The organism is Streptosporangium sp. NPDC000239, assembly GCF_040300765.1.
Lineage (GTDB): Bacteria > Actinomycetota > Actinomycetes > Streptosporangiales > Streptosporangiaceae > Streptosporangium.
The window spans coordinates 70,065-87,450 of the sequence record NZ_JBEPEI010000004.1 but is presented as its reverse complement, the minus strand read 5'-3'; the positions used below and the strand labels follow the sequence as shown (position 1 = coordinate 87,450).

Here is a 17,386-nt window from a genome sequence, read left to right as displayed (position 1 = left end):
TCTCGCGCACGGGTTCTCGTTCGCGGGGGACGGGGATGTCAAGATGTTGAGGTGGCACGGATACCAGGAGTGGGGCTGGCGAAGGGGCTCTCCGTCACCCTTCGCCACATGCTGAGCAAGTCGGTGACCCAGCAGTACCCCGAGGTGCGGCCCGACCTGCCCGCCCGTAGCAGGGGCGTCATCGGCCTGGTCGAGGAGAACTGCACGGTCTGCATGCTCTGCGCCCGTGAGTGCCCCGACTGGTGCATCTACATCGACTCCCACAAGGAGACGCTCCCCGCCCCCGAGGGAGGACGGCCCCGCGCCCGCAACGTGCTCGACCGCTTCGCGATCGACTTCTCCCTGTGCATGTACTGCGGCATCTGCATCGAGGTCTGTCCCTTCGACGCGCTTTTCTGGTCCCCCGAGTTCGAGTACGCCGAGGGCGACATCCGCAACCTCCTGCACGAGAAGGACAGGCTGACCGGATGGGCGGAGACCGTGCCCCCGCCGCCCGCGCACGAGCCGAACGCCGAACCGCCGAAGGAACTGGCCGCCGGGTCCCGGCCGACCCGCACCCCGCCGTCAAGGCCCGGCGGGGGCCGTACGGCGGGGGGCGGTCCCGTGGCTCCGGGCGACTCCCCGGATGTTCCTTCAGGTGATTCCGGAGACTCGGGTGCGCGGCCGCCTCGGGACGCTTCCGGACCACCGGGTTCTTCGGCTGGGGACGGGCCGGCACGGCGTGTTTCCGCGGGGCATGCGAATGTCCGGGCGATCAGGCCGCCGGGTGCGCTTCCGGGGAAGGACACGCCTCCTGCACAGGACGCCTCGGGGGCCTCCGGGTCTTCCTCCGATCCTTCGGGTCCTTCGGGGCCTTCAGGTGCTTCGGGGCCTTCTGCGGCTTCCGGGGCCTCGGCCGGGGGCAGGCCCGCGCGGCGTGCTTCGGCGGGGCATGCGAATGTCCGGGCGATCAGGCCGCCGGGTGCGCTTCCCAAGAAGGACACGCCTCCCGAGGAGGAAGCGGGGGGAAAGTTTTCCACAGGCGAGCCCGCCGGTGAGAAGTTGTCCACAGGTGGGGGTGGCGTGCCACCGGCGGAGGGCGCGACGGAGCAGACTTCTGCCACGGAACCGAACAGCGGGCCTCAGAGGCCTGAGGAGCCCGGGGAGTCCTAGGAGGAGACGTGGCCGACGTGCCGTCCTATCTGTCACCGACGGGGCAGGAGATCGTCTTCCTGCTGCTCGGCGTCGTGGCGGTCGGGGCGGCGCTGCTCGTGGTGACGACCAGACAGCTCGTCCACGCGGCCCTGTGGCTGGTCGTCTGTCTCGGCGCCCTCGCCGGGGGCTATCTCGTCCTGACCGCCGAGTTCGTCGCGTGGGTCCAGGTGCTGATCTACGTCGGCGCGGTCGTGGTCCTGTTGCTGTTCGGCCTGATGCTCACCCGGGCCCCGATCGGCAGGGCCGCCGATCTCGACAGCCGTAACCGGCCCGTCGCCGCCGTCGTGGCGACGGCCACCGCGGTCGTGCTGGTCACCGTGGTCGTCGACGGCTTCCGTACGGCCTACGCCCCCCTTGAGCCGGGTGGCGGGTCCGCCAGAGAGATCGGCTCCAGCGTCTTCCGCACCTGGGTGCTTCCCTTCGAGGTGCTCTCGGTCCTGCTGCTGGCCGCCCTCGTCGGCGCCATCGTCCTGTCCCGCACCGACATCCGTGGGAGGAGATGACGTGCACGTCGTCTATCCGGCGGTCGTCTCCGCGCTGCTGTTCTCCATCGGGGTGTACGGCGTGCTCGCCCGCCGCAACACGATCCTCGTCCTGATGTCGGTCGAGCTGATGCTCAACGCGGTCAACCTCAACCTCGTCGTGTTCGACGTGTGGCTGCGCGACCGGCTGCACAGCGGCCAGGTGCTCACGCTGTTCGTCATCGTGATCGCCGCGGCGGAGGTCGGCCTGGGGCTGGCGATCGTCCTCGGCCTCTACCGCAACCGCGCGACCGTCGACCTCGACCGCCTCCGCGCCCTGGCCGAGTCCCCCGACCCGCCCGCCGAGACTCCCGCCGAGACTCCCGCCGAGACTCCCACCGAGACTCCCACCGGGAGCCCTTCGGGAGGGCCGCAGAAGGGCGCGGCGGGGCAGACCGCCAGGGCGGCCGTCGTCACGGCTCCCACCCACCCGCCGGGCCGGGACGACCCCCCGGAGGTCACGCCGTGACCGCCGTCGCCCTCGTCATCCTGCTGCCCTTCCTCGCCGCCGTCGCCGGGCTGCTGGGCTCCAGACTGCCCAGGGGAGCCAGGGGCGGGGCCGCCGACCTGGCCGCCAACCGCAGGGCGGCCCTGATCGCGGTCGTCCCGGCCGCCCTCTCCGCCCTGCTCGCCCTCTGGACGGCCTACACCGCCCTCACCGGCGGGGGCGTGTCAACGGGCACGCTCGACGTCATCCCCACCGGGTCACTGCCGATCTCGGTCGGCCTCCTCGTCGACCCCCTGTCCGCCTCGGTCGCGGTGCTGGTGACCGTGGTCGCGCTGGCCGTGCAGGTCTACTCGGTGGGCTACCTGTCAGGAGACCGGCGCTACCCCTCCTACAGCGCCTTCGTCAGCCTGTTCACCAGTGCCATGCTCCTGGTGGTCCACGCCGCCGACCTCCTCGTCCTCTACGTGGGCTGGGAGGTCATGGGCCTGTGCTCCTACCTGCTGATCGGCCACTGGTGGGAAGACCGCGCCAACTCCCGGGCCGCGATCAAGTCGTTCCTGGTCACCAGGGTCGGCGACGTCGGCTTCCTGTTCGGGGTCTTCGTCCTCGGCACGGCGGCCGGGAGCTTCAGGATCGCCGACGTCATCGCGGCGGTCCCGCTGATGTCCTCGGGCACGGTCGTCACCGCGACCCTGCTGCTGCTCGCCGGGGTCGCGGGAAAGAGCGCCCAGGTGCCGCTGCACACCTGGCTTCCCGACGCGATGGCGGGCCCGACCCCCATCAGCGCGCTCATCCACGCCGCGACCATGGTCGCGGCCGGGATCTTCCTCGTCGCCCGTCTCCACCCGGTCTTCGCCGGGGCGGGTCCCACCCTGGACGTGCTCGCCGTGGCCGCCGCGCTCGGCATGCTCGGCGCCGCGCTGGCGGCCCTGGCGCAGGACGACCTGAAACGGGTCCTGGCCTACTCCACGATCAGCCAGCTCGCCTACATGGCCGGAGCCCTGGCCGCCGGGTCGGACGACGCCGCGATCCTTCACCTGATCACCCACGGCGCCTTCAAGGCCCTGCTCTTCCTGTGCGCAGGGGTCGTCATCCACACGGTCGGCTCCAACCTGATGAGCGCGATGGGCGGCCTGCGGGGAAGGCTTCCCGTCACCTTCGCCGCGATGACCGTCGGCTTCGCCGCCCTGATGGGCCTGCCCCCGGCCAGCGGCTTCTTCAGCAAGGACGAGGTGCTGGTGTCCATGGAGCGGGCCCTGTCCATCGGGCCGCTCACCGACGCCGCCGCCCTCCTGCTGTACGGCTGCGCCCTGGCCACGGTCGCGGTGACCGGCGCCTACGCGACCCGGGCGTGGCTGCGGACCTTCTTCGGCGAGCGCCGGGCCGTACCGCTTCCGGTGTCCGCCGCTCCGCACACCGGCGGTTCCCGTGAGGCTCCGGCGAGCATGCTCTGGCCGGTCGTCGTGCTCGCGGTGCCCACGCTGCTCCTCGGGTTCACGGGCGTCGGCTTCGCGGGTGCCGCCGACGTCCACTGGGGCACCGCCGTCCTCAGCGTCCTGCTGGCGCTGCTCGGGGCCGCCTCGGTCTACGTCGTCTGGCGCGGCGCCCCGCTGGACGACCCCGCCCGGGTGCTCGGCCCCTTCCGGGTGTTGTTCGAACGGGCCTTCTTCGTCGACTCCCTCTACCGCGCGCTGTTCGTCCTGCCGGTGCTGCGCCTGGCCCGTCTGACGGCCCGCGCCGACGACCGGGTGGTCGACGGCGCCGTCCGCGGCTCGGGAAGGGCGACACTGAGCCTGTCCGGCCTGGTCAGGGCGACACAGAACGGCAACGCCCAGCTCTACGTCACCGCCGTCCTTGCGGGTGTCCTCCTTCTCGCGGTGGGGGCGGTGGTCCTCGGATGACCGGCCATCTCCAACGCCGAGCGCCGCGCCCTGGTCGCCGTGACCCAGGCGGTGGTCCTCGGATGACCGGCCGCCTCCGCCACGGCCCCGCGTGCCAGGTCTCTCCCGCCGACCGTTCCCGCCGCGATTCCCACCGTGATCTCACCGCCCGGGGCACCGTCCCGGCCCAGGAGAGGGGGGCCGGGAGATGAGCTGGGTGCCGGTGGCGATGCTCGCGGTTCCGCTGGCCGGGGCCGTGGCGCTGCTCATGCCGTACGGGAGGGGGCGGCTGCTCAGGGCGCACGCGCTGACGGTCTCCGGGGTGACGTTCGCGCTCTCCCTGGTGGCCGCCGTCACGTACGTCCGTGGCGGCGCGACGGGCATCGGCCTGGAGACCGACCTGGCCTGGGTCCCCTGGCTGAACCTGAGGTTCCACCTCGGCGTCGACGGGGTCTCCCTGCCGCTGGTCGTGCTGACCACGCTGCTGACGTTCCTGTGTTTCGTCTACCTGTGCCGTGGGGGCGCCGGCGGAACGGACCGGCTGCCAAGAGGGAGGCCGGGGCCGGAGCGGGCCAGGGCACTGGTGTTCACGCTCCTGCTCCTCGAAGTCGGCATGGTCGGCACCTTCCTCGCCCTCGACCTGCTGCTGTTCTTCGTGTTCTTCGAGGTCGTCCTGGTCCCGATGTACTTCGTGATCGCCATCTGGGGCGGTCGTGCCCGGCGGGCGGCGGCGACCAAGTTCATCCTCTACACGCTGCTCGGCTCGGTCGTTCTCCTGATCGGCCTGCTGTTCGTCTGGGCGGGGACCGGCACTCTGGACATGGTCTCCCTCGCCGCGGCGCACGGGGCGGGCATGTCCCGCCCGGCGCAGATCCTCGCCTTCGTCGCCATCGGCGTCGGGCTCGCCGTCAAGGCCCCGATGTGGCCGCTGCACACCTGGCTGCCGGCCGCCCACACCGAGGCGCCGACCGTCGGCTCGGTGCTCCTGGCGGGTGTGCTGCTGAAGATGGGCACCTACGGCTTCGCCCGCATCGCCATCCCGATCCTGCCCGAGGGCGCCGCGGCCGTCGCCCCCTGGCTCGGCGCGTTCGCGGTGATCGGCGTCATCTACGGCTGCCTGGCCTGTCTGGCCCAGCGTGACCTGAAGCGGATGATCGCCTACTCCTCGATCGGCCACATGGGGTTCGTGCTCCTGGGCTTCGCCACGCTCACCCCGGTCGGGCTCAACGCCGCGCTCTTCGGCAACATCGCCCACGGCCTGATCACCGCGCTGCTCTTCTTCGTCGCCGGAGCGATCAAGGAGCGCTACGGCACCGCCGACATCCCGGCACTCGGCGGCGGCATGCTGGCGCGCCTGCCGCACCTCGCGTCCCTGCTCACCTTCGCCTGCTTCGCCTCCCTCGGTCTGCCCGGTCTGGCGGGCTTCTGGGGGGAGATGCTCGCCCTCCTCGGCGCCTTCGACCCGGCGCCGGGTCTGTCCCGGCCGCTCTTCCTGCTCTTCATGGTCGTCGCGGGGGTCGGCACCGTCCTGACCGCGGCCTACTTCCTGGTCATGCTGTCCAGGGTCACCCACGGCCGTCCGACCGAGACCGTCCACGCCCCCCTGCTCACCGCGGCGGGCGCCACCGGGACGCCGGAGGCGGGTGAGGCGGCCCAGGAGGCCCGGGAGGCTCAGGAGGCGATGGTGGCCGCGGAGCGGGTGACGGAGAAGGTCACCGCGGACGCCGAACAGGTGGTCGAGGAGACCATGGCGGGCGGCAGCCCGCCGGACACGACCAAGAGAGACGGAGGTTCGGGAAGCGCGGGAGAAACCGGAAGCGGCCGAGGCACCGGAGGAGCCGGGAGCGGGCGCACGCGGGACGTGACCGCCCACGAACTGGCCGCCTGGGTGCCGCTGGTCGCCCTGATCCTGCTGTTCGGTCTGTGGCCGAAGGCACTGCTGTCCCTCACCGACCCGGTGGTCCACAGCCTGCTGGGGACGCCATGATCCAGTCGATCGACTACTTCGCGGTGGCGCCGCCACTGGTTCTGGCGCTGGCCGCCGGGCTGGTGCTGCTCCTGGACGCCTTCCTGCCGCGCAGGCCGTACGTCAGGCCGATGCTCGGCGTGGTCACGCTGGCCGGGGTGCTCACCGCCCTGGGCTTCGTGGTCGCGCAGGCGTCGCGGTCGGGCGAGGCCCTCCGGACCTTCTGCGTGCCCGAGGGCCTGACCACCGCGCCCAGGATCGTCCCGGCCCTCCCACCGGGTGTGCGGCCGACGACGGGGAAACCCACCGGAACGATCGCGGTCGCCGCCTCCGGGCCTGAGACGGGGGCCGTGCCGTCGTGCTCGTTCGTGGTCGACGACTTCACCCTGGTCTTCGCCGGGCTCGCCCTGGCCGCCGGGATCGTCGTGGTGCTGCTGTCCATGACCTTGCTCGCCTCCGGTGAGATCCCCGTCGGCGAGTGGCACTTCCTGCTGCTGTGCACGCTCACCGGCGCCGTCGCCCTGCCCGCCTCCCGAGACCTGATCATGCTGGTCGTCGCGCTTGAGCTGGTCTCGCTGCCGGTCTTCGCGCTCACCGGACTCAGACGCCACGACGGCCGTGCCTCAGAGGCGGCGGTCAAACTCTTCCTGGTCTCCGTGGTCTCGACGGCGGTGACGCTCTTCGGCGTCTCCCTGTTGTACGGCGCGACGGGAACCGTCCACCTCGACCGGCTGGCCCAGACCCTGCGTGAACGCGCGGCCGTTCCCGCCGTCCCCGGTCCCGGCCAGGCGGCCGGTGACGCGCTGCCCCAGGTGACCGGGACCACCGAGGCCTACGTCTCCGCGCTTCACCTCTCCTACGACTCGCCGCCTCCCGACCTGTCGTCCGTGCTGGCCGTGGCCGTCGTCCTGGTGCTGGCCGGGTTCGCCTTCAAGGTCGCCGCGGTGCCGTTCCACGCCTGGGCGGGTGACGTCTACCAGGGGGCGCCGGTCCCGGTGGCCGCGCTGCTCTCGGTGATCTCCAAGGCGGCCGGGTTCGCCGGGCTGATCCTCATCCTCGTCACGGCGCTGGGGAGCGAGGCGAGCACCTGGGGCCCACCGGTGGCGCTCGTCGCGGCGCTGACCATGACGGTCGGCAACCTCCTGGCGCTACGGCAACGCCACGCCGTACGGCTGCTCGCCTGGTCCTCGGTGGCGCAGTCGGGCTACATCCTGGCGCCGCTCGCCGTCCGTGACGACGAGGCGACGGGCGCGTCGATCGCCTATCTGGTGTTCTACGCGGCGATGAACCTCGGGGCGTTCGCGGTGGTCATGCTGGTCTCGCGGCGCGCCGCACGCAACGAACTGGACGACTACCGGGGGCTCGCCTTCCGCGACCCGGCCGCCGGGCCGGCGCTGGCGTTCTTCCTGCTCTGCCTGGCGGGCCTGCCGCCGGGGCTGGCGGGTCTGTTCGCCAAGATCGTGGTGTTCCGCGAGCTCGTCGGTGGCGGCGTGGCATGGCTGGCCGTGGTGATGGCGGTCAACACGGTCATCGGCCTCTACTACTACGTGGCCTGGGCGGCACGGATCTTCACCCCGGCCCCGCGCGGAGCCAGCCAGGGGGTTGTTTCGGATATGCCGGATATATCGGCTCCGGGGGCCGTGACGGCCCCGGAAAATCCGGTCGGCTCGGGGGAGGAAACGGGCGGCGGTCGCAGGGGGTGGTTGCCGGTCGTCGTCGCGATCGGACTGACCGTTGTCGTCTCCCTGGTGTTCTCGGTCGCGCCACAGGTGGTGCTCGACCTCCTCCCCGGGGGCTCCGGCATCGGGAGGTGAACGTTTTCGGGAACGTTCGGCCAGGCCGGAGACGTTGGAGAAGGTGAATCGGCATCAACCGACAAGGGGGGTGTAGTGCACCACAACGGTCTGCGTACCGCCGTCCTCCTTGGCGCACTGTCCGCGGCGATCATCGCCGTCGGGGCGTGGCTGGGCGGTGGCGTGGGCCTGCAGATCGGGGTTCTGGCCGCCCTGCTGACCAACGGTTTCGCCTACTTCTTCTCCGACCGGATCGCCCTGTCGGCCATGCGGGCCCGTCCGGTGAGCGAGGTCGAGCAGCCGACCCTGTACCGGATCGTGCGTGAACTCTCCACCGAGGCCCGTCAGCCCATGCCCAGGCTGTACGTCTCGCCGACCATGCAGCCCAACGCCTTCGCCACCGGACGCAACCCCCGCAACGCCGCGGTCTGCGTGACCTACGGCATCACCCAGTTGCTCGACGAGTCCGAGCTGCGCGGGGTCATCGGACACGAGCTGTCCCACGTCTACAACCGCGACATCCTGATCTCCTCCGTGGCCGGGGCGCTGGCCACGATGATCACCTACCTCGGATACATCGGCCTGTTCTTCGGCGGAGGAGACGACGACGAGGGGCCCGGTTTCCTCGGCGCGCTGCTCATGATCGTGCTCGGCCCGGTCGCCGCGGGGATGATCCAGATGGCGGTCTCCCGCTCCCGGGAGTACCAGGCGGACGAGTCGGGGGCCCGGCTGACCGGAGACCCCCTGGCCCTGGCCTCCGCGTTGCGGAAGATCGAGATGGGCGCCCGGCAGCTTCCCCTCCCGGAGAACGCCCGCCTCGCCTCGGCCTCACACCTCATGATCGCCAACCCCTTCCGGGGCGCGGGCATCGGCAGGCTGTTCTCCACCCACCCGCCGACCGCCGAGCGCATCGCCCGTCTGGAGCGGATGGCGGGCTACCGCCGCTGAGCGGGGCGGTAGCCCGACCGGCCGTCACGTATGCCCGGCACACACCTCGCCGCCGGTCACCGTACGTCTCTCAGCAGGCCGACCAGCGGGGCGGCGGCCAGCGTCAGCAGGCCACAGACCGAGAAGAGCACGAAGTAGTTCGGCCCCTCGGCGAAGGGGTCGGACCCCAGGCCGAGCAGGACCGGAGCCAGCGCCGGGGCGATAGCGCTGGGCAGGTGCTTGGCCATCGCGAAGGCGCCGAGATAGCGGCCCGCGTCCCGCTCGTCAGGAAGCACCTGGGTGACCAGGCCGAGATCGACGGCGTAGTAGACGCCGGTGGCGGCGCCGCTGATGACCGCTACGACGATCACCACGCCGACGCTGGCGGTCGCGGCCTTCAGCAGCAGCGTCACACCCAGGATCGCCGTCGCCCACAGCACGAACGGACGGCCCCTGCCGATCCGGGCCGACCAGCGGCCACCGAGATAGGCGAAGAGACCGGACAGCAGGGTGCTGGCGATGGTGGTCAGCCCGACCAGCGCGACGGCCTCGGCGGTCGGCATGCCGATGCGACTCTGCAGGTAGTAGAGCGAGTAGGACGAGATCAACGCGAAGCCGATGCTGACGAGCAGCCGCTGCACCCACAGCAGCCGGTAGTCACGGGCGTGCCGGGGCAGTACGAGCAACGCCGAGGCGAGACTGCCGACGTTCACCGGGCGTCGCTCGGCCGGGTCGAGACGACGGTCGGGCAACAGCGCGCAGAGCACGCCGGCGGCCGTCACGGCGAGTCCACCGCAGATCGTAAACTGCAGCAGCAACTCGCCCTTGAACATCTGGGACAGCGCCATGGCCGGGACGACGCCAAGCATGTTGCACATCGAGAACACGCCCGCCACCCGGACGCGGCGTTCCACGGGGAACTGGTCGACGACCGTCGCGGTCAGCCCGGCGACCATGGCCTGGTAGCCGGTGACGGCGACCATCCAGCCGACCGCGACGAGGGCGATCGACCCGGCGAGCGCCAGGAGGATCAGCCCGGCCAGGCCGAGCAGGGAACCGCCCAGGATCCACGGCCTGCGCATGCCGTACCGGCTGGTGGTGCGGTCGGACAGGTGGCCGCTGAGCGGGTTGGAGATCACCGTGGCCACTCCGCCGAGCGCGGCGACGAAGCCGAGTACGGCCTCCTTGTTGGCGGGCGCGATCTCCTGGACCTTGAGGCCGAGACCGAGGATCAGCGGCAGGGCCCCGGCCGCCGCGTAGAAGAGTTCGGCCACACCGATGGCCGCGACCAGCCCACGGCCGGTTTTTTGGGGTGCGCCGGTTTCCCGGGGAAGGGTGAGGGACACGGGGTCGCCTTTCTGGTCAGCCGACGAGGGCGGCGCGCAGCCGCTGGACGTGGCCCTCGGTCAGACCGTGGGCGGTGAGCAGCCGTTCGGCGCCCCCGCGGGCGTCGAGAGCGGTCAGGAAGGTACGGATGGCGGTCTCGGGGGCGTCGAGCAACCCGGACACGGCCCCCGCGACCGAGACCGAAGCGGCCGGGGACAGAGCGACCGGGGACAGAGCGACCGGGGGCGGGGTGGCCAGAGGCGAAGCGGCCGGGGACGGAACGGCCAGAGGCGAAGCGGCCGGGGGTGGGGTGGTCAGGCCGAGCATCGTCATGATCTGGGGGAGGTGCGTCACGGTCGCGGCGTAGTCGCGGACGATCGCCTCGTGATCCACCCCGACCAGATCGAGGATCAGGGCGACGACCAGGCCGGTGCGGTCCTTGCCCGCCGCGCAGTGCACCAGGGCGGGCAGCCCGTCGGCGATCTCCGCCACGACGGAGGCGAACCAGGCGGTGCGGTGGTCGAGCATCAGCACATAGAGGTCGCCGAGGTTGATTCCCGGCGGAAGGGCGGACAGGTCGGCGGGGGATCCCGAGGTGCCGAGGCGGGTGACCCTGACACCGAGGTCGGTCAGGAGGGTCCAGTCGTCCCCGGCGAGTTCGGCCTCGCTTCGCAGGTCCGCGACGAGCCGTAGTCCTTCGAGCTGCCCGCCGAGCAGATCCGCCAACCGGTCGGTGTCGGCGGCGGTCAGCCGGTGGGGTTGCGCCGAGCGCAGCAGCATCCCGGAGCGGACAGGAGTTCCGGCGCCTTCGGCGACGTCACGGAGGTTCAAGAGCGGCATGAGTCATATATATGACTGGCTGACCTGCGTGAACGCGGCGAAAAGATGGATTCGCGATGAACGGCCGGGCAATCCCTGGATCATCGGCGGGGCCGGGAAGGCGGGAGCCGTACAGTTGTCCAGATGCCCAGAGAAGCCCGCTACCGCGCGATCGCCCGTGAGCTCGGGCGGCGCATCGAGTCCGGTGAGCTGCCCCCCGGTGAGCGGTTGCCGACCGAGGACGCGCTCGCCGAGCGGTTCGGCGTGCACCGGCTCACCGCCAGGCAGGCCATGGTCGAGCTGCGCAGGGCCGGGCTGGTCGAGACACGGCACGGTCTGGGGAGTTTCGTCAGGCGTGTCCCGCGCCGGATCGAGGTGTCCATCGACCCGGTGACCCGCAGGCACCGGCGGGCCGACCTGGAGGGGCTGGCGACGGTCTTCGCCGGGGGAGAGGAGATCCTCGGCCGGGGGCTCGTCGAGCATCCGGCGGGGGCGCGGCACCTGAGGGTCGCGGGTGAGGAGGTCTACGAGATCACCACCCTGCTCAGGTCCGAGGGGGCGCCATGTGTGCTGAGCCGCTACCGGCTCCACCCGGAGCGCGCCGACCTGCTCTGCGACCCCGAACTCGGCGTGCTCGGCTCTCTGGAGGCCGGTGGGGTCTCCTACCGCTACACCTGGCACGCGATCTCGGCGGACCTCGCCGACCTCGCCGACCAGTCCGCCCTCGCGCTCGACGCGGGCGCCGCCGTACTGGTGCGTGAGGGGCTCGTCATGCACGGCGACGAGCCCCTGTGTCACGTCGAACGGCGCTGCCGGGCCGACCTCGTCTCCTTCGTCACCCGCTATGACCGGCCAGGTGACTGAGCAGCACCTCGGTGTCCAGCTCGTAGACCGGGGGAGCCGACGTCATCGGGACGACCGTGGTGATCACACCGTCCTCGGTGACGTCCACCCGGCTGAAGGCCTGTGACGGTATGCCCCTGGTCTTTCCCGCGGGCGCCATGGTGTCGGCGGCGTAGGCCCCGCCGGGACCGATCCAGACGGGGATGCCCGCCAGTGTGCCCGCGGACGCGCTGTGCGTGTGCCCGGCGAGGACGATCCGTACGTCGGAGCCGGTCAGCGTCCGCGCCAGCCTCTCCGGCTCCCGCAGGCCGATCCCGTCCATCAGCGGCAGCACACTGGGGATGGGCGGATGGTGCAGCACCAGCACGCTTCCGTCGGGCGCGGGCTCGGCCAGCACCGAGGCCAGCCACTCCAGTTGGTCGGCGGACAGTTCGCCGTGGTGCTCACCGGGCACGGTGCTGTCCAGCGTCACGATCCGCAACCCGCCGACCCAGGTCACCACGTCGTACGGCTCACCGCCCACCTGGTCGCCTGTCCGGTCACCTTCTCGGCCGTCCGCCTGGTCGTTGACGAGGGCCGAACGGAAGGCGCCCCGCTCGTCGTGGTTGCCCATCGCGACCACGACGGCCGCGCCGAGCTCACCGGCGGCCTTCTCCAGCGCCCGCGCGACCAGCCGGTAGGAGGGCTCGTCCCCCTGGTCGGCGATGTCGCCGGACAGGATGATCGCGTCCACGGGCTGCCCCGCGGCGACCACGGTGTCCAGCGCGTTCCTGAACGCCGTGGTCGAGTCGACGTGGCCGTGGAGCAGGCCGTCGGCGACGGCGTGGACGTCGGTGAGATGGATGAGGGTGTAACGCTTCATGACCACAACGGTCGTCCACGCCACTGAACGTGACCGGTCATCTATATGAATTACGGCCGTACGGCTCGCGGCGCACCGGTCAGGAGTGCTGGGTGACCGGGTCCGTCTCCTCGGGGGCCAGGCCGGCGATGCCGTCGATGCTCTCCCGGTTGTTCTTCGCCCGGTAGATCCGTCGCTGCTGCACGTCCTTGCGCTCCGCCCACTCGTCGAGCAGCGCCCGGTCCTTGTCGAACGACATGAACGGCACCGAGAAACCACAGGAGTCGGCGATGCGCTCACAGTCGACGACGATGATCGACCGGACACCCGGATGCGACCCGAACCTCGTGAGCAGCCCGGAGAACTCGACGTCACCGGGGGTGACGACCCGGCCTGTGCCGTACAGGCGAAGGATGTTCGGAGGACCGGAGAAGGCGCAGAACATGATCGTGATACGCCCGTTCTGGCGGAGGTGGGCGATGGTCTCCACACCGCTGCCGTCCAGATCGAGGTAGGCCACGGTGGTGTCGTCGATCACGGAGAACGTGTCGGCGTATCCCTTGGGGGAGACGTTGACGTGGCCACCCTGCTCGGGAGCGGTGGCGACGAAGAAGACCGGCTGCGCCTCGATGAACGCACGCAACCGGTCACTGAGCTTTTCATGGACTTTCCCCATGAAGAGAAGATATGTCCTCCCACCCGCCGAGCCTTGGCGCACCCGCCGGGTTCCAGACCACCGGCCATCAGCGGGCCTCGACCCATCAGCCGGGCTCTGGGCCGATTGCCGGGCCTGGGGCATCGGCCAGGCGTTGGATCACTCGCCGGGTAGCCACCAGCTCCACGGGGCGTTCTTGATCGGGAAGGAGTCCACCGTGTGGACGGTGCCGGTCCTCGCGTTCACCGTACGTTTCGCCGCCGAGGTGACCTGTCCGCCGTGGGCCTCGCTGAAGCTCGTCCAGAGCGTCAGCGTGCCCGCCGGGTTCCAGGAGAGCCGCTGCGCGCCGTCGTTGACCGAGACGCCGAGCCGTACCGCCGCCGAGACCGTGTCCGAGGTCAGGCTGTAGGTGTGCAGCCGAGCCTTCTTCGTCATCGCCCCGGTGACGACGAACGCCGTCGTGGTGCCGTCGTTCGCCAACGCGACCGGGGAGTTGTTGGCCACGATCTGCGGCACGACCCGGCTGGCCGTCACCCGCCCCGCACCGTCGAAGATCACGAACTCGGTGGTGCTGTCATCGGTGTAGCGGCTGGTGAGCACGTGCCGTCCGTCCGGGCTGAAGCCCATCACGTTGATCTTCGCGGGAAGCGTGGCGATCTTCCCGCTCTCACGGTCGACGAGCAGGGACGGCAGTCGCTCCTCTTCGTCGAGGTAGTCGATCACGACGGCCGATCCGTCCTCGGAGAGCATGGTGTCCACGCTGGCCTGGTCGAGCCCCTTGGGCAGGGTCGCGGCCCTTCCCGGCAGCGGGACGACCTTCCCACTGGTGACGTCACGAACGACGAGGACGTCCCCCCTGAGGTAGTTCACGACCCGGCCGTCACCGCTGACCGCGAAGGTCGTGCCCGCGTCCTTGTCCACGGTGCCGTTGGCCCGCCGGGGATTGACCCGCGCGTCGTCGAGCCTGACGGTCCTGCCGCTGCGCAGCGTCAACGTCCACTTCCCGCAGGGGACCGTGTGGTCTCCCTTGGCGCAGCTCTTGATCCACGCGTACCGGACCAGGTCGTCCGTCCTGGCCTCCGCCGGGGGAACGGTCATGGTCATGGCCACCACGGTGGCTGTCACGGTGCCGAGCGCGAGTACGGCCAGGCCGCGGATCGAGGACATCGCGTCTTCCTTTCGTCACCGAGGTAGATGCCTCCTCCGGGCGAAAGGTTCTGTCACGGATCAGCCACACCACCGGTTCCGGTACTCCAGCGGGGTGAGCCCGATCCTGCGGCGCATCAACGCGCGCAGGTTGGCGGCGGTTCCCAGCCCGCTGCGCCGCGCGACCACCTCGAAGCGCGACTCGCCGCGCTCGATCATCCGGCACGCCACGTCGAGCCGTTCCCCGGTGAGCCAGGCCAGCGGCGTGGTGCCCAGCTGCGCCCGGAAACGGCGGTGCAGCGTCGCCTGACTGACCGAGGCCCGCGCCGCCAGGTCGGAGACCGTGAGCGCGGTGTCCAGCCGTTCCTGCGCCCAGGCCAGGAGGGGCGCCAGGGACTCGTCCGGTACGTCGGGAACCGGCCGTTCCACGAACTGCCGCTGCCCACCGTCGCGGTGCGCGGCGAAGACGAGCCGCCTGCTCACGGCGTTGGCGACCTCCGCGCCATGGTCGAGCCGGACGATGTACAGACCGAGATCGAGCGCCGCCGAACTCCCCGCGGCGGTCAGGATGTCGCCGTCGTCCACGAACAACACGTCCGTCTCCAACCGTACCGACGGGAAACGGGACCGGAAGGAGTGCGCCCACTGCCAGTGCGCCGTGGCCCGTCGCCCGTCGAGGACCCCGGCCTCGGCAAGGGTGAAGGCACCACTGCAGAACCCGACCAGCCGGGCGCCCCGTGCGTGCGCCCGCCGAATGGCCGCGAGTACGGCGGGCCGCCGGGGAACCTCCACGTCGGGACGGTTGGGGACGATCAACGTGTCCGCCGTCTCGGCCGCCTCAAGGCCCGCGACGCCCGTGAGTGTGAAGAAGCCGTCCCGCATCGGCGTACGCGGCTCCGGCGAGCACAGCCGAAAATCGTAGAGGTCACGCCCGAGCTCCGGCCTGCGCAGACCGAAGACCTCGGTCGCGCACCCCAGCTCGAACGGGTTGGAGTTCTCGTCCACGATCACGACAACCCGGTGCAGCGCCTCCCCCGCACCCACCGCTCGTCTTTTGCCCTGCTCCGTATGCGCTTCGCGGGCCGTATGCACCGCCTGTTCCGTGCGCGCTTCTCGAACCGTGTGCGCCACCTGTTCTGTGTGCGCTTCGCAGGTTGTGCGTGCTGGCTGCTCTGCCTGCTCTGTGTGCGAGGATTCTTGCGCCATGTGCTATTCCTAGCACTCGCCCCGGCCGTACCGGTGGGCCAGGATTCACCTGTGAGCAACGAACCCATCGCCCTCGACGAGGCCCTGACCTCGTTCGACGCCCTCTGGAGTCCCCGCGTCGTCACGCACGTCAACGACTACGACGTTCGGATCGCCAAGGTCGAAGGCGAACACATCTGGCACGTCCACCAGGAAACCGACGAGTTCTTCCTGGTGCTCGACGGGGAACTGACCATCGGCCTGCGCGAACCCACCGGAGAACGCACGGTACGGCTCCCGCGCGGCTCGGTGTTCACCGTCCCCCGTGGTACGGAGCACCGGCCGTCGGCACCCACCGGCGCCGCGATCCTCATGTTCGAGCCGACCGGGACCTCGTCGGTCGGTGACCGGCCAACCGAGATCCCCGCCCACATCGACGCCACGACGGGCCACCCCCTCGGCACCTGACCAGAAGACCCGTGATGCCGCACAGAACCGTCAACCTTCGGGGGCCGGCATCACACGGACACGGCCGCCGTCGTGGGGAGGGCGGGGCGCCGTACGGGGGCTCCACTTCGGGCCTCGTCGCCGTGGACGCACGCCAGGCTTCTCGTCGGGCGTTTCTTCCCGGGAACGGACACGGTCGCCGTACGGGGGCCTCGTCATCGTGGACGCACACCACACCTCTTTAGGGCGCGGCGGCCTCTCTGCGGACACGCCGGGTTTCTTTCCGGAGGAAATGCGCGGAGGCTGCGCCACCATCTCCCCGCGGCTGAGGCCGTACACCGGTCCAGATGGGCGCGTCCCGGTCCGCCGGACCGGGGTTTGCCGAAGCGGGGCTCCGTGGGGCCGGAGTTCTGCCGGATCGGAGATTTCGTCGGGTCAGGGCACAGGCCTTCGGCCGTGTGCCCCTGGCATACCCGTTGGCGCTATCGGTAGTTCGTGAACTGCAGCGCGATCTCCAGGTCCTTGCCCTTGAGGAGGGCGATGACCTCCTGGAGCTCGTCCCTCTTCTTGGAGCTCACCCGCAGTTCGTCACCCTGGATCTGGGCCTTGACGCCCTTGGGGCCCTCATCCCGGATGATCTTCGAGATCTTCTTGGCGTACTCCTGGTCGATGCCCTCCTTGAGGGTGACCACAAGCCGGTACTCCTTGCCGGACAGCTTCGGCTCACCGGCGTCCAGGATCTTGAGGGAGAGCCCCCGCTTGATCAACTTGTCCTTGAACACGTCAAGGACGGCGTTGGCGCGCTCCTCGCTGTTGGCCTTGATCTCGATGGCTTTCTGCCCGCCCGACCAAGCGATGGTCGCGCCGGTGCCCTTGAAGTCAAACCGGTGCCCGACCTCCTTGACCGTCTGGTTCAGCGCGTTGTCGGCCTCCTGGTGGTCGATCTTGCTGACGATGTCAAAACTGCTGTCGGCCATGCGTCGACTGTCCTCTCTAGCTCTCCTGCCGACCCTAGCGCCTCACCTGTCGGCTCATGATGAACGTGACCACCAACACCACGACAACGGTGTCGAAAACCGCCGGGCCCAGCACCCCACGTGAACCGTCATCCCCTTCGTTCCCAGCCGGTACCCCCATGGCGCGGACGGCAAAAGTCCTGGTACGGCGGGCTTTCGGTAGGCAGTCTCCGCCGATGTCACGTCACACCCGGAAGTCCGCTATTCTTCTTCCTGTCGCCGCCGCAGGCGGAGGACAAGGCAGGTTGCCCGAGTGGTCAAAGGGAGCGGTCTGTAAAACCGTCGGCTCAGCCTACGCAGGTTCAAGTCCTGCACCTGCCACCAGCCAAAACGGCAGCTCAGAGCCCCGCGAGGGGCTCTTTTGCTTTTCCGGGACATG

General features: G+C 70.4%; 16 protein-coding genes, 1 tRNA gene and 1 pseudogene. 10 read left to right on the top strand and 8 right to left on the bottom strand.

Translation table 11 applies throughout. From position 1 onward, the window contains the following. Positions 1 to 38 precede the first annotated feature (38 nt). On the bottom strand, positions 39 to 248 hold the full coding sequence (locus tag ABT340_RS12540; RefSeq protein WP_352011282.1) for a hypothetical protein: 210 nt from the start codon (positions 246 to 248) through the stop codon (positions 39 to 41). Between ABT340_RS12540 and ABT340_RS12535 the strand changes: the two genes are divergently transcribed. The 7 genes and pseudogenes from ABT340_RS12535 to htpX all read left to right on the top strand — a co-directional run bounded on the left by ABT340_RS12535 (position 214) and on the right by htpX (position 8,750). Further along, positions 214 to 1,152, top strand: coding sequence for a 4Fe-4S binding protein (locus ABT340_RS12535; protein ID WP_352011274.1), 939 nt, complete (start codon positions 214 to 216; stop codon positions 1,150 to 1,152). The two genes, ABT340_RS12540 and ABT340_RS12535, sit on opposite strands and share 35 nt — an antisense overlap. An 8-nt stretch (positions 1,153 to 1,160) precedes the next feature. Next, positions 1,161 to 1,697 carry an NADH-quinone oxidoreductase subunit J family protein gene (locus tag ABT340_RS12530; protein WP_352010822.1) on the top strand — a complete coding sequence of 179 codons (537 nt, stop codon included), beginning with the start codon at positions 1,161 to 1,163 and terminating at the stop codon, positions 1,695 to 1,697. A gap of 1 nt (position 1,698) precedes the next feature. Beyond that, positions 1,699 to 1,980, top strand: a pseudogene (nuoK, locus tag ABT340_RS12525) (NADH-quinone oxidoreductase subunit NuoK); the annotation flags it as partial. 200 nt (positions 1,981 to 2,180) lie between these two features. After that, positions 2,181 to 4,064, top strand: coding sequence for an NADH-quinone oxidoreductase subunit 5 family protein (locus tag ABT340_RS12520; protein WP_352010821.1), 1,884 nt, complete (start codon positions 2,181 to 2,183; stop codon positions 4,062 to 4,064). 187 nt (positions 4,065 to 4,251) lie between these two features. Beyond that, positions 4,252 to 6,030 carry a complex I subunit 4 family protein gene (locus tag ABT340_RS12515; protein ID WP_352010820.1) on the top strand — a complete coding sequence of 593 codons (1,779 nt, stop codon included), beginning with the start codon at positions 4,252 to 4,254 and terminating at the stop codon, positions 6,028 to 6,030. After that, the gene (locus ABT340_RS12510) at positions 6,027 to 7,823 is read left to right on the top strand and encodes an NADH-quinone oxidoreductase subunit N (RefSeq protein WP_352010819.1); all 1,797 of its coding nucleotides are present in this window, start codon (positions 6,027 to 6,029) and stop codon (positions 7,821 to 7,823) included. The genes ABT340_RS12515 and ABT340_RS12510 overlap by 4 nt, the downstream gene beginning before the upstream one ends. 75 nt (positions 7,824 to 7,898) lie before the next feature. After that, positions 7,899 to 8,750 (top strand): zinc metalloprotease HtpX, encoded by an 852-nt coding sequence (htpX, locus tag ABT340_RS12505; protein WP_352010818.1) that lies wholly within the window; start codon positions 7,899 to 7,901, stop codon positions 8,748 to 8,750. A 56-nt stretch (positions 8,751 to 8,806) separates the two neighbouring features. Here the strand turns inward: htpX and ABT340_RS12500 are convergent, their stop codons facing one another. Both ABT340_RS12500 and ABT340_RS12495 read right to left on the bottom strand, forming a co-directional pair. Then, complete coding sequence (locus ABT340_RS12500) at positions 8,807 to 10,075, bottom strand: MFS transporter (RefSeq protein ID WP_352010817.1); 1,269 nt, start codon at positions 10,073 to 10,075, stop codon at positions 8,807 to 8,809. Positions 10,076 to 10,091: 16 nt separating this feature from the next. Further along, complete coding sequence (locus ABT340_RS12495; RefSeq protein WP_352010816.1) at positions 10,092 to 10,895, bottom strand: tyrosine-protein phosphatase; 804 nt, start codon at positions 10,893 to 10,895, stop codon at positions 10,092 to 10,094. Positions 10,896 to 11,018: 123 nt separating this feature from the next. Here ABT340_RS12495 and ABT340_RS12490 point away from each other — a divergent pair, with 123 nt between their 5' ends. Further along, a complete protein-coding gene (locus ABT340_RS12490) occupies positions 11,019 to 11,738 on the top strand; it encodes a GntR family transcriptional regulator (protein WP_352010815.1) in 720 nt (239 codons plus the stop codon). On the opposite strand, the gene ABT340_RS12485 is transcribed toward ABT340_RS12490, so the two are convergent. The 4 genes from ABT340_RS12485 to ABT340_RS12470 form a co-directional block, all read right to left on the bottom strand. Then, positions 11,710 to 12,579 (bottom strand): metallophosphoesterase, encoded by an 870-nt coding sequence (locus ABT340_RS12485; RefSeq protein WP_352010814.1) that lies wholly within the window; start codon positions 12,577 to 12,579, stop codon positions 11,710 to 11,712. The two genes, ABT340_RS12490 and ABT340_RS12485, sit on opposite strands and share 29 nt — an antisense overlap. A 79-nt stretch (positions 12,580 to 12,658) precedes the next feature. Beyond that, a complete protein-coding gene (locus ABT340_RS12480; protein WP_352010813.1) occupies positions 12,659 to 13,234 on the bottom strand; it encodes a pyridoxamine 5'-phosphate oxidase family protein in 576 nt (191 codons plus the stop codon). Between the two features lie 138 nt (positions 13,235 to 13,372). Further along, the gene (locus ABT340_RS12475; protein ID WP_352010812.1) at positions 13,373 to 14,380 is read right to left on the bottom strand and encodes a hypothetical protein; all 1,008 of its coding nucleotides are present in this window, start codon (positions 14,378 to 14,380) and stop codon (positions 13,373 to 13,375) included. Between the two features lie 60 nt (positions 14,381 to 14,440). Continuing rightward, positions 14,441 to 15,403 carry a GlxA family transcriptional regulator gene (locus tag ABT340_RS12470; RefSeq protein ID WP_352010811.1) on the bottom strand — a complete coding sequence of 321 codons (963 nt, stop codon included), beginning with the start codon at positions 15,401 to 15,403 and terminating at the stop codon, positions 14,441 to 14,443. A 213-nt stretch (positions 15,404 to 15,616) separates the two neighbouring features. Between ABT340_RS12470 and ABT340_RS12465 the strand changes: the two genes are divergently transcribed. After that, positions 15,617 to 16,012: a cupin domain-containing protein gene (locus ABT340_RS12465; protein ID WP_352010810.1), complete on the top strand. Its 396-nt coding sequence runs from the start codon at positions 15,617 to 15,619 to the stop codon at positions 16,010 to 16,012. A 461-nt stretch (positions 16,013 to 16,473) separates the two neighbouring features. Here the strand turns inward: ABT340_RS12465 and ABT340_RS12460 are convergent, their stop codons facing one another. Continuing rightward, positions 16,474 to 16,968, bottom strand: a complete 495-nt coding sequence (locus ABT340_RS12460; protein ID WP_352010809.1) for a YajQ family cyclic di-GMP-binding protein — start codon at positions 16,966 to 16,968, stop codon at positions 16,474 to 16,476. Between the two features lie 278 nt (positions 16,969 to 17,246). Between ABT340_RS12460 and ABT340_RS12455 the strand changes: the two genes are divergently transcribed. Continuing rightward, positions 17,247 to 17,331, top strand: a tRNA-Tyr gene (locus ABT340_RS12455). Positions 17,332 to 17,386 lie beyond the last annotated feature (55 nt).

What these genes read in the sequence shown, in the direction of transcription:
- ABT340_RS12535 (WP_352011274.1), top strand. Translation starts at nt 214, where the DNA reads ATGCTCTGCGCCCGTGAGTGCCCCGACTGGTGCATCTACATCGACTCC.
- ABT340_RS12540 (WP_352011282.1), bottom strand. Translation starts at nt 248, where the DNA reads ATGCACCAGTCGGGGCACTCACGGGCGCAGAGCATGCAGACCGTGCAG.
- ABT340_RS12515 (WP_352010820.1), top strand. Translation starts at nt 4,252, where the DNA reads ATGAGCTGGGTGCCGGTGGCGATGCTCGCGGTTCCGCTGGCCGGGGCC.
- ABT340_RS12510 (WP_352010819.1), top strand. Translation starts at nt 6,027, where the DNA reads ATGATCCAGTCGATCGACTACTTCGCGGTGGCGCCGCCACTGGTTCTG.
- ABT340_RS12495 (WP_352010816.1), bottom strand. Translation starts at nt 10,895, where the DNA reads ATGCCGCTCTTGAACCTCCGTGACGTCGCCGAAGGCGCCGGAACTCCT.
- ABT340_RS12490 (WP_352010815.1), top strand. Translation starts at nt 11,019, where the DNA reads ATGCCCAGAGAAGCCCGCTACCGCGCGATCGCCCGTGAGCTCGGGCGG.
- ABT340_RS12485 (WP_352010814.1), bottom strand. Translation starts at nt 12,579, where the DNA reads ATGAAGCGTTACACCCTCATCCATCTCACCGACGTCCACGCCGTCGCC.
- ABT340_RS12480 (WP_352010813.1), bottom strand. Translation starts at nt 13,234, where the DNA reads ATGGGGAAAGTCCATGAAAAGCTCAGTGACCGGTTGCGTGCGTTCATC.
- ABT340_RS12475 (WP_352010812.1), bottom strand. Translation starts at nt 14,380, where the DNA reads ATGTCCTCGATCCGCGGCCTGGCCGTACTCGCGCTCGGCACCGTGACA.
- ABT340_RS12460 (WP_352010809.1), bottom strand. Translation starts at nt 16,968, where the DNA reads ATGGCCGACAGCAGTTTTGACATCGTCAGCAAGATCGACCACCAGGAG.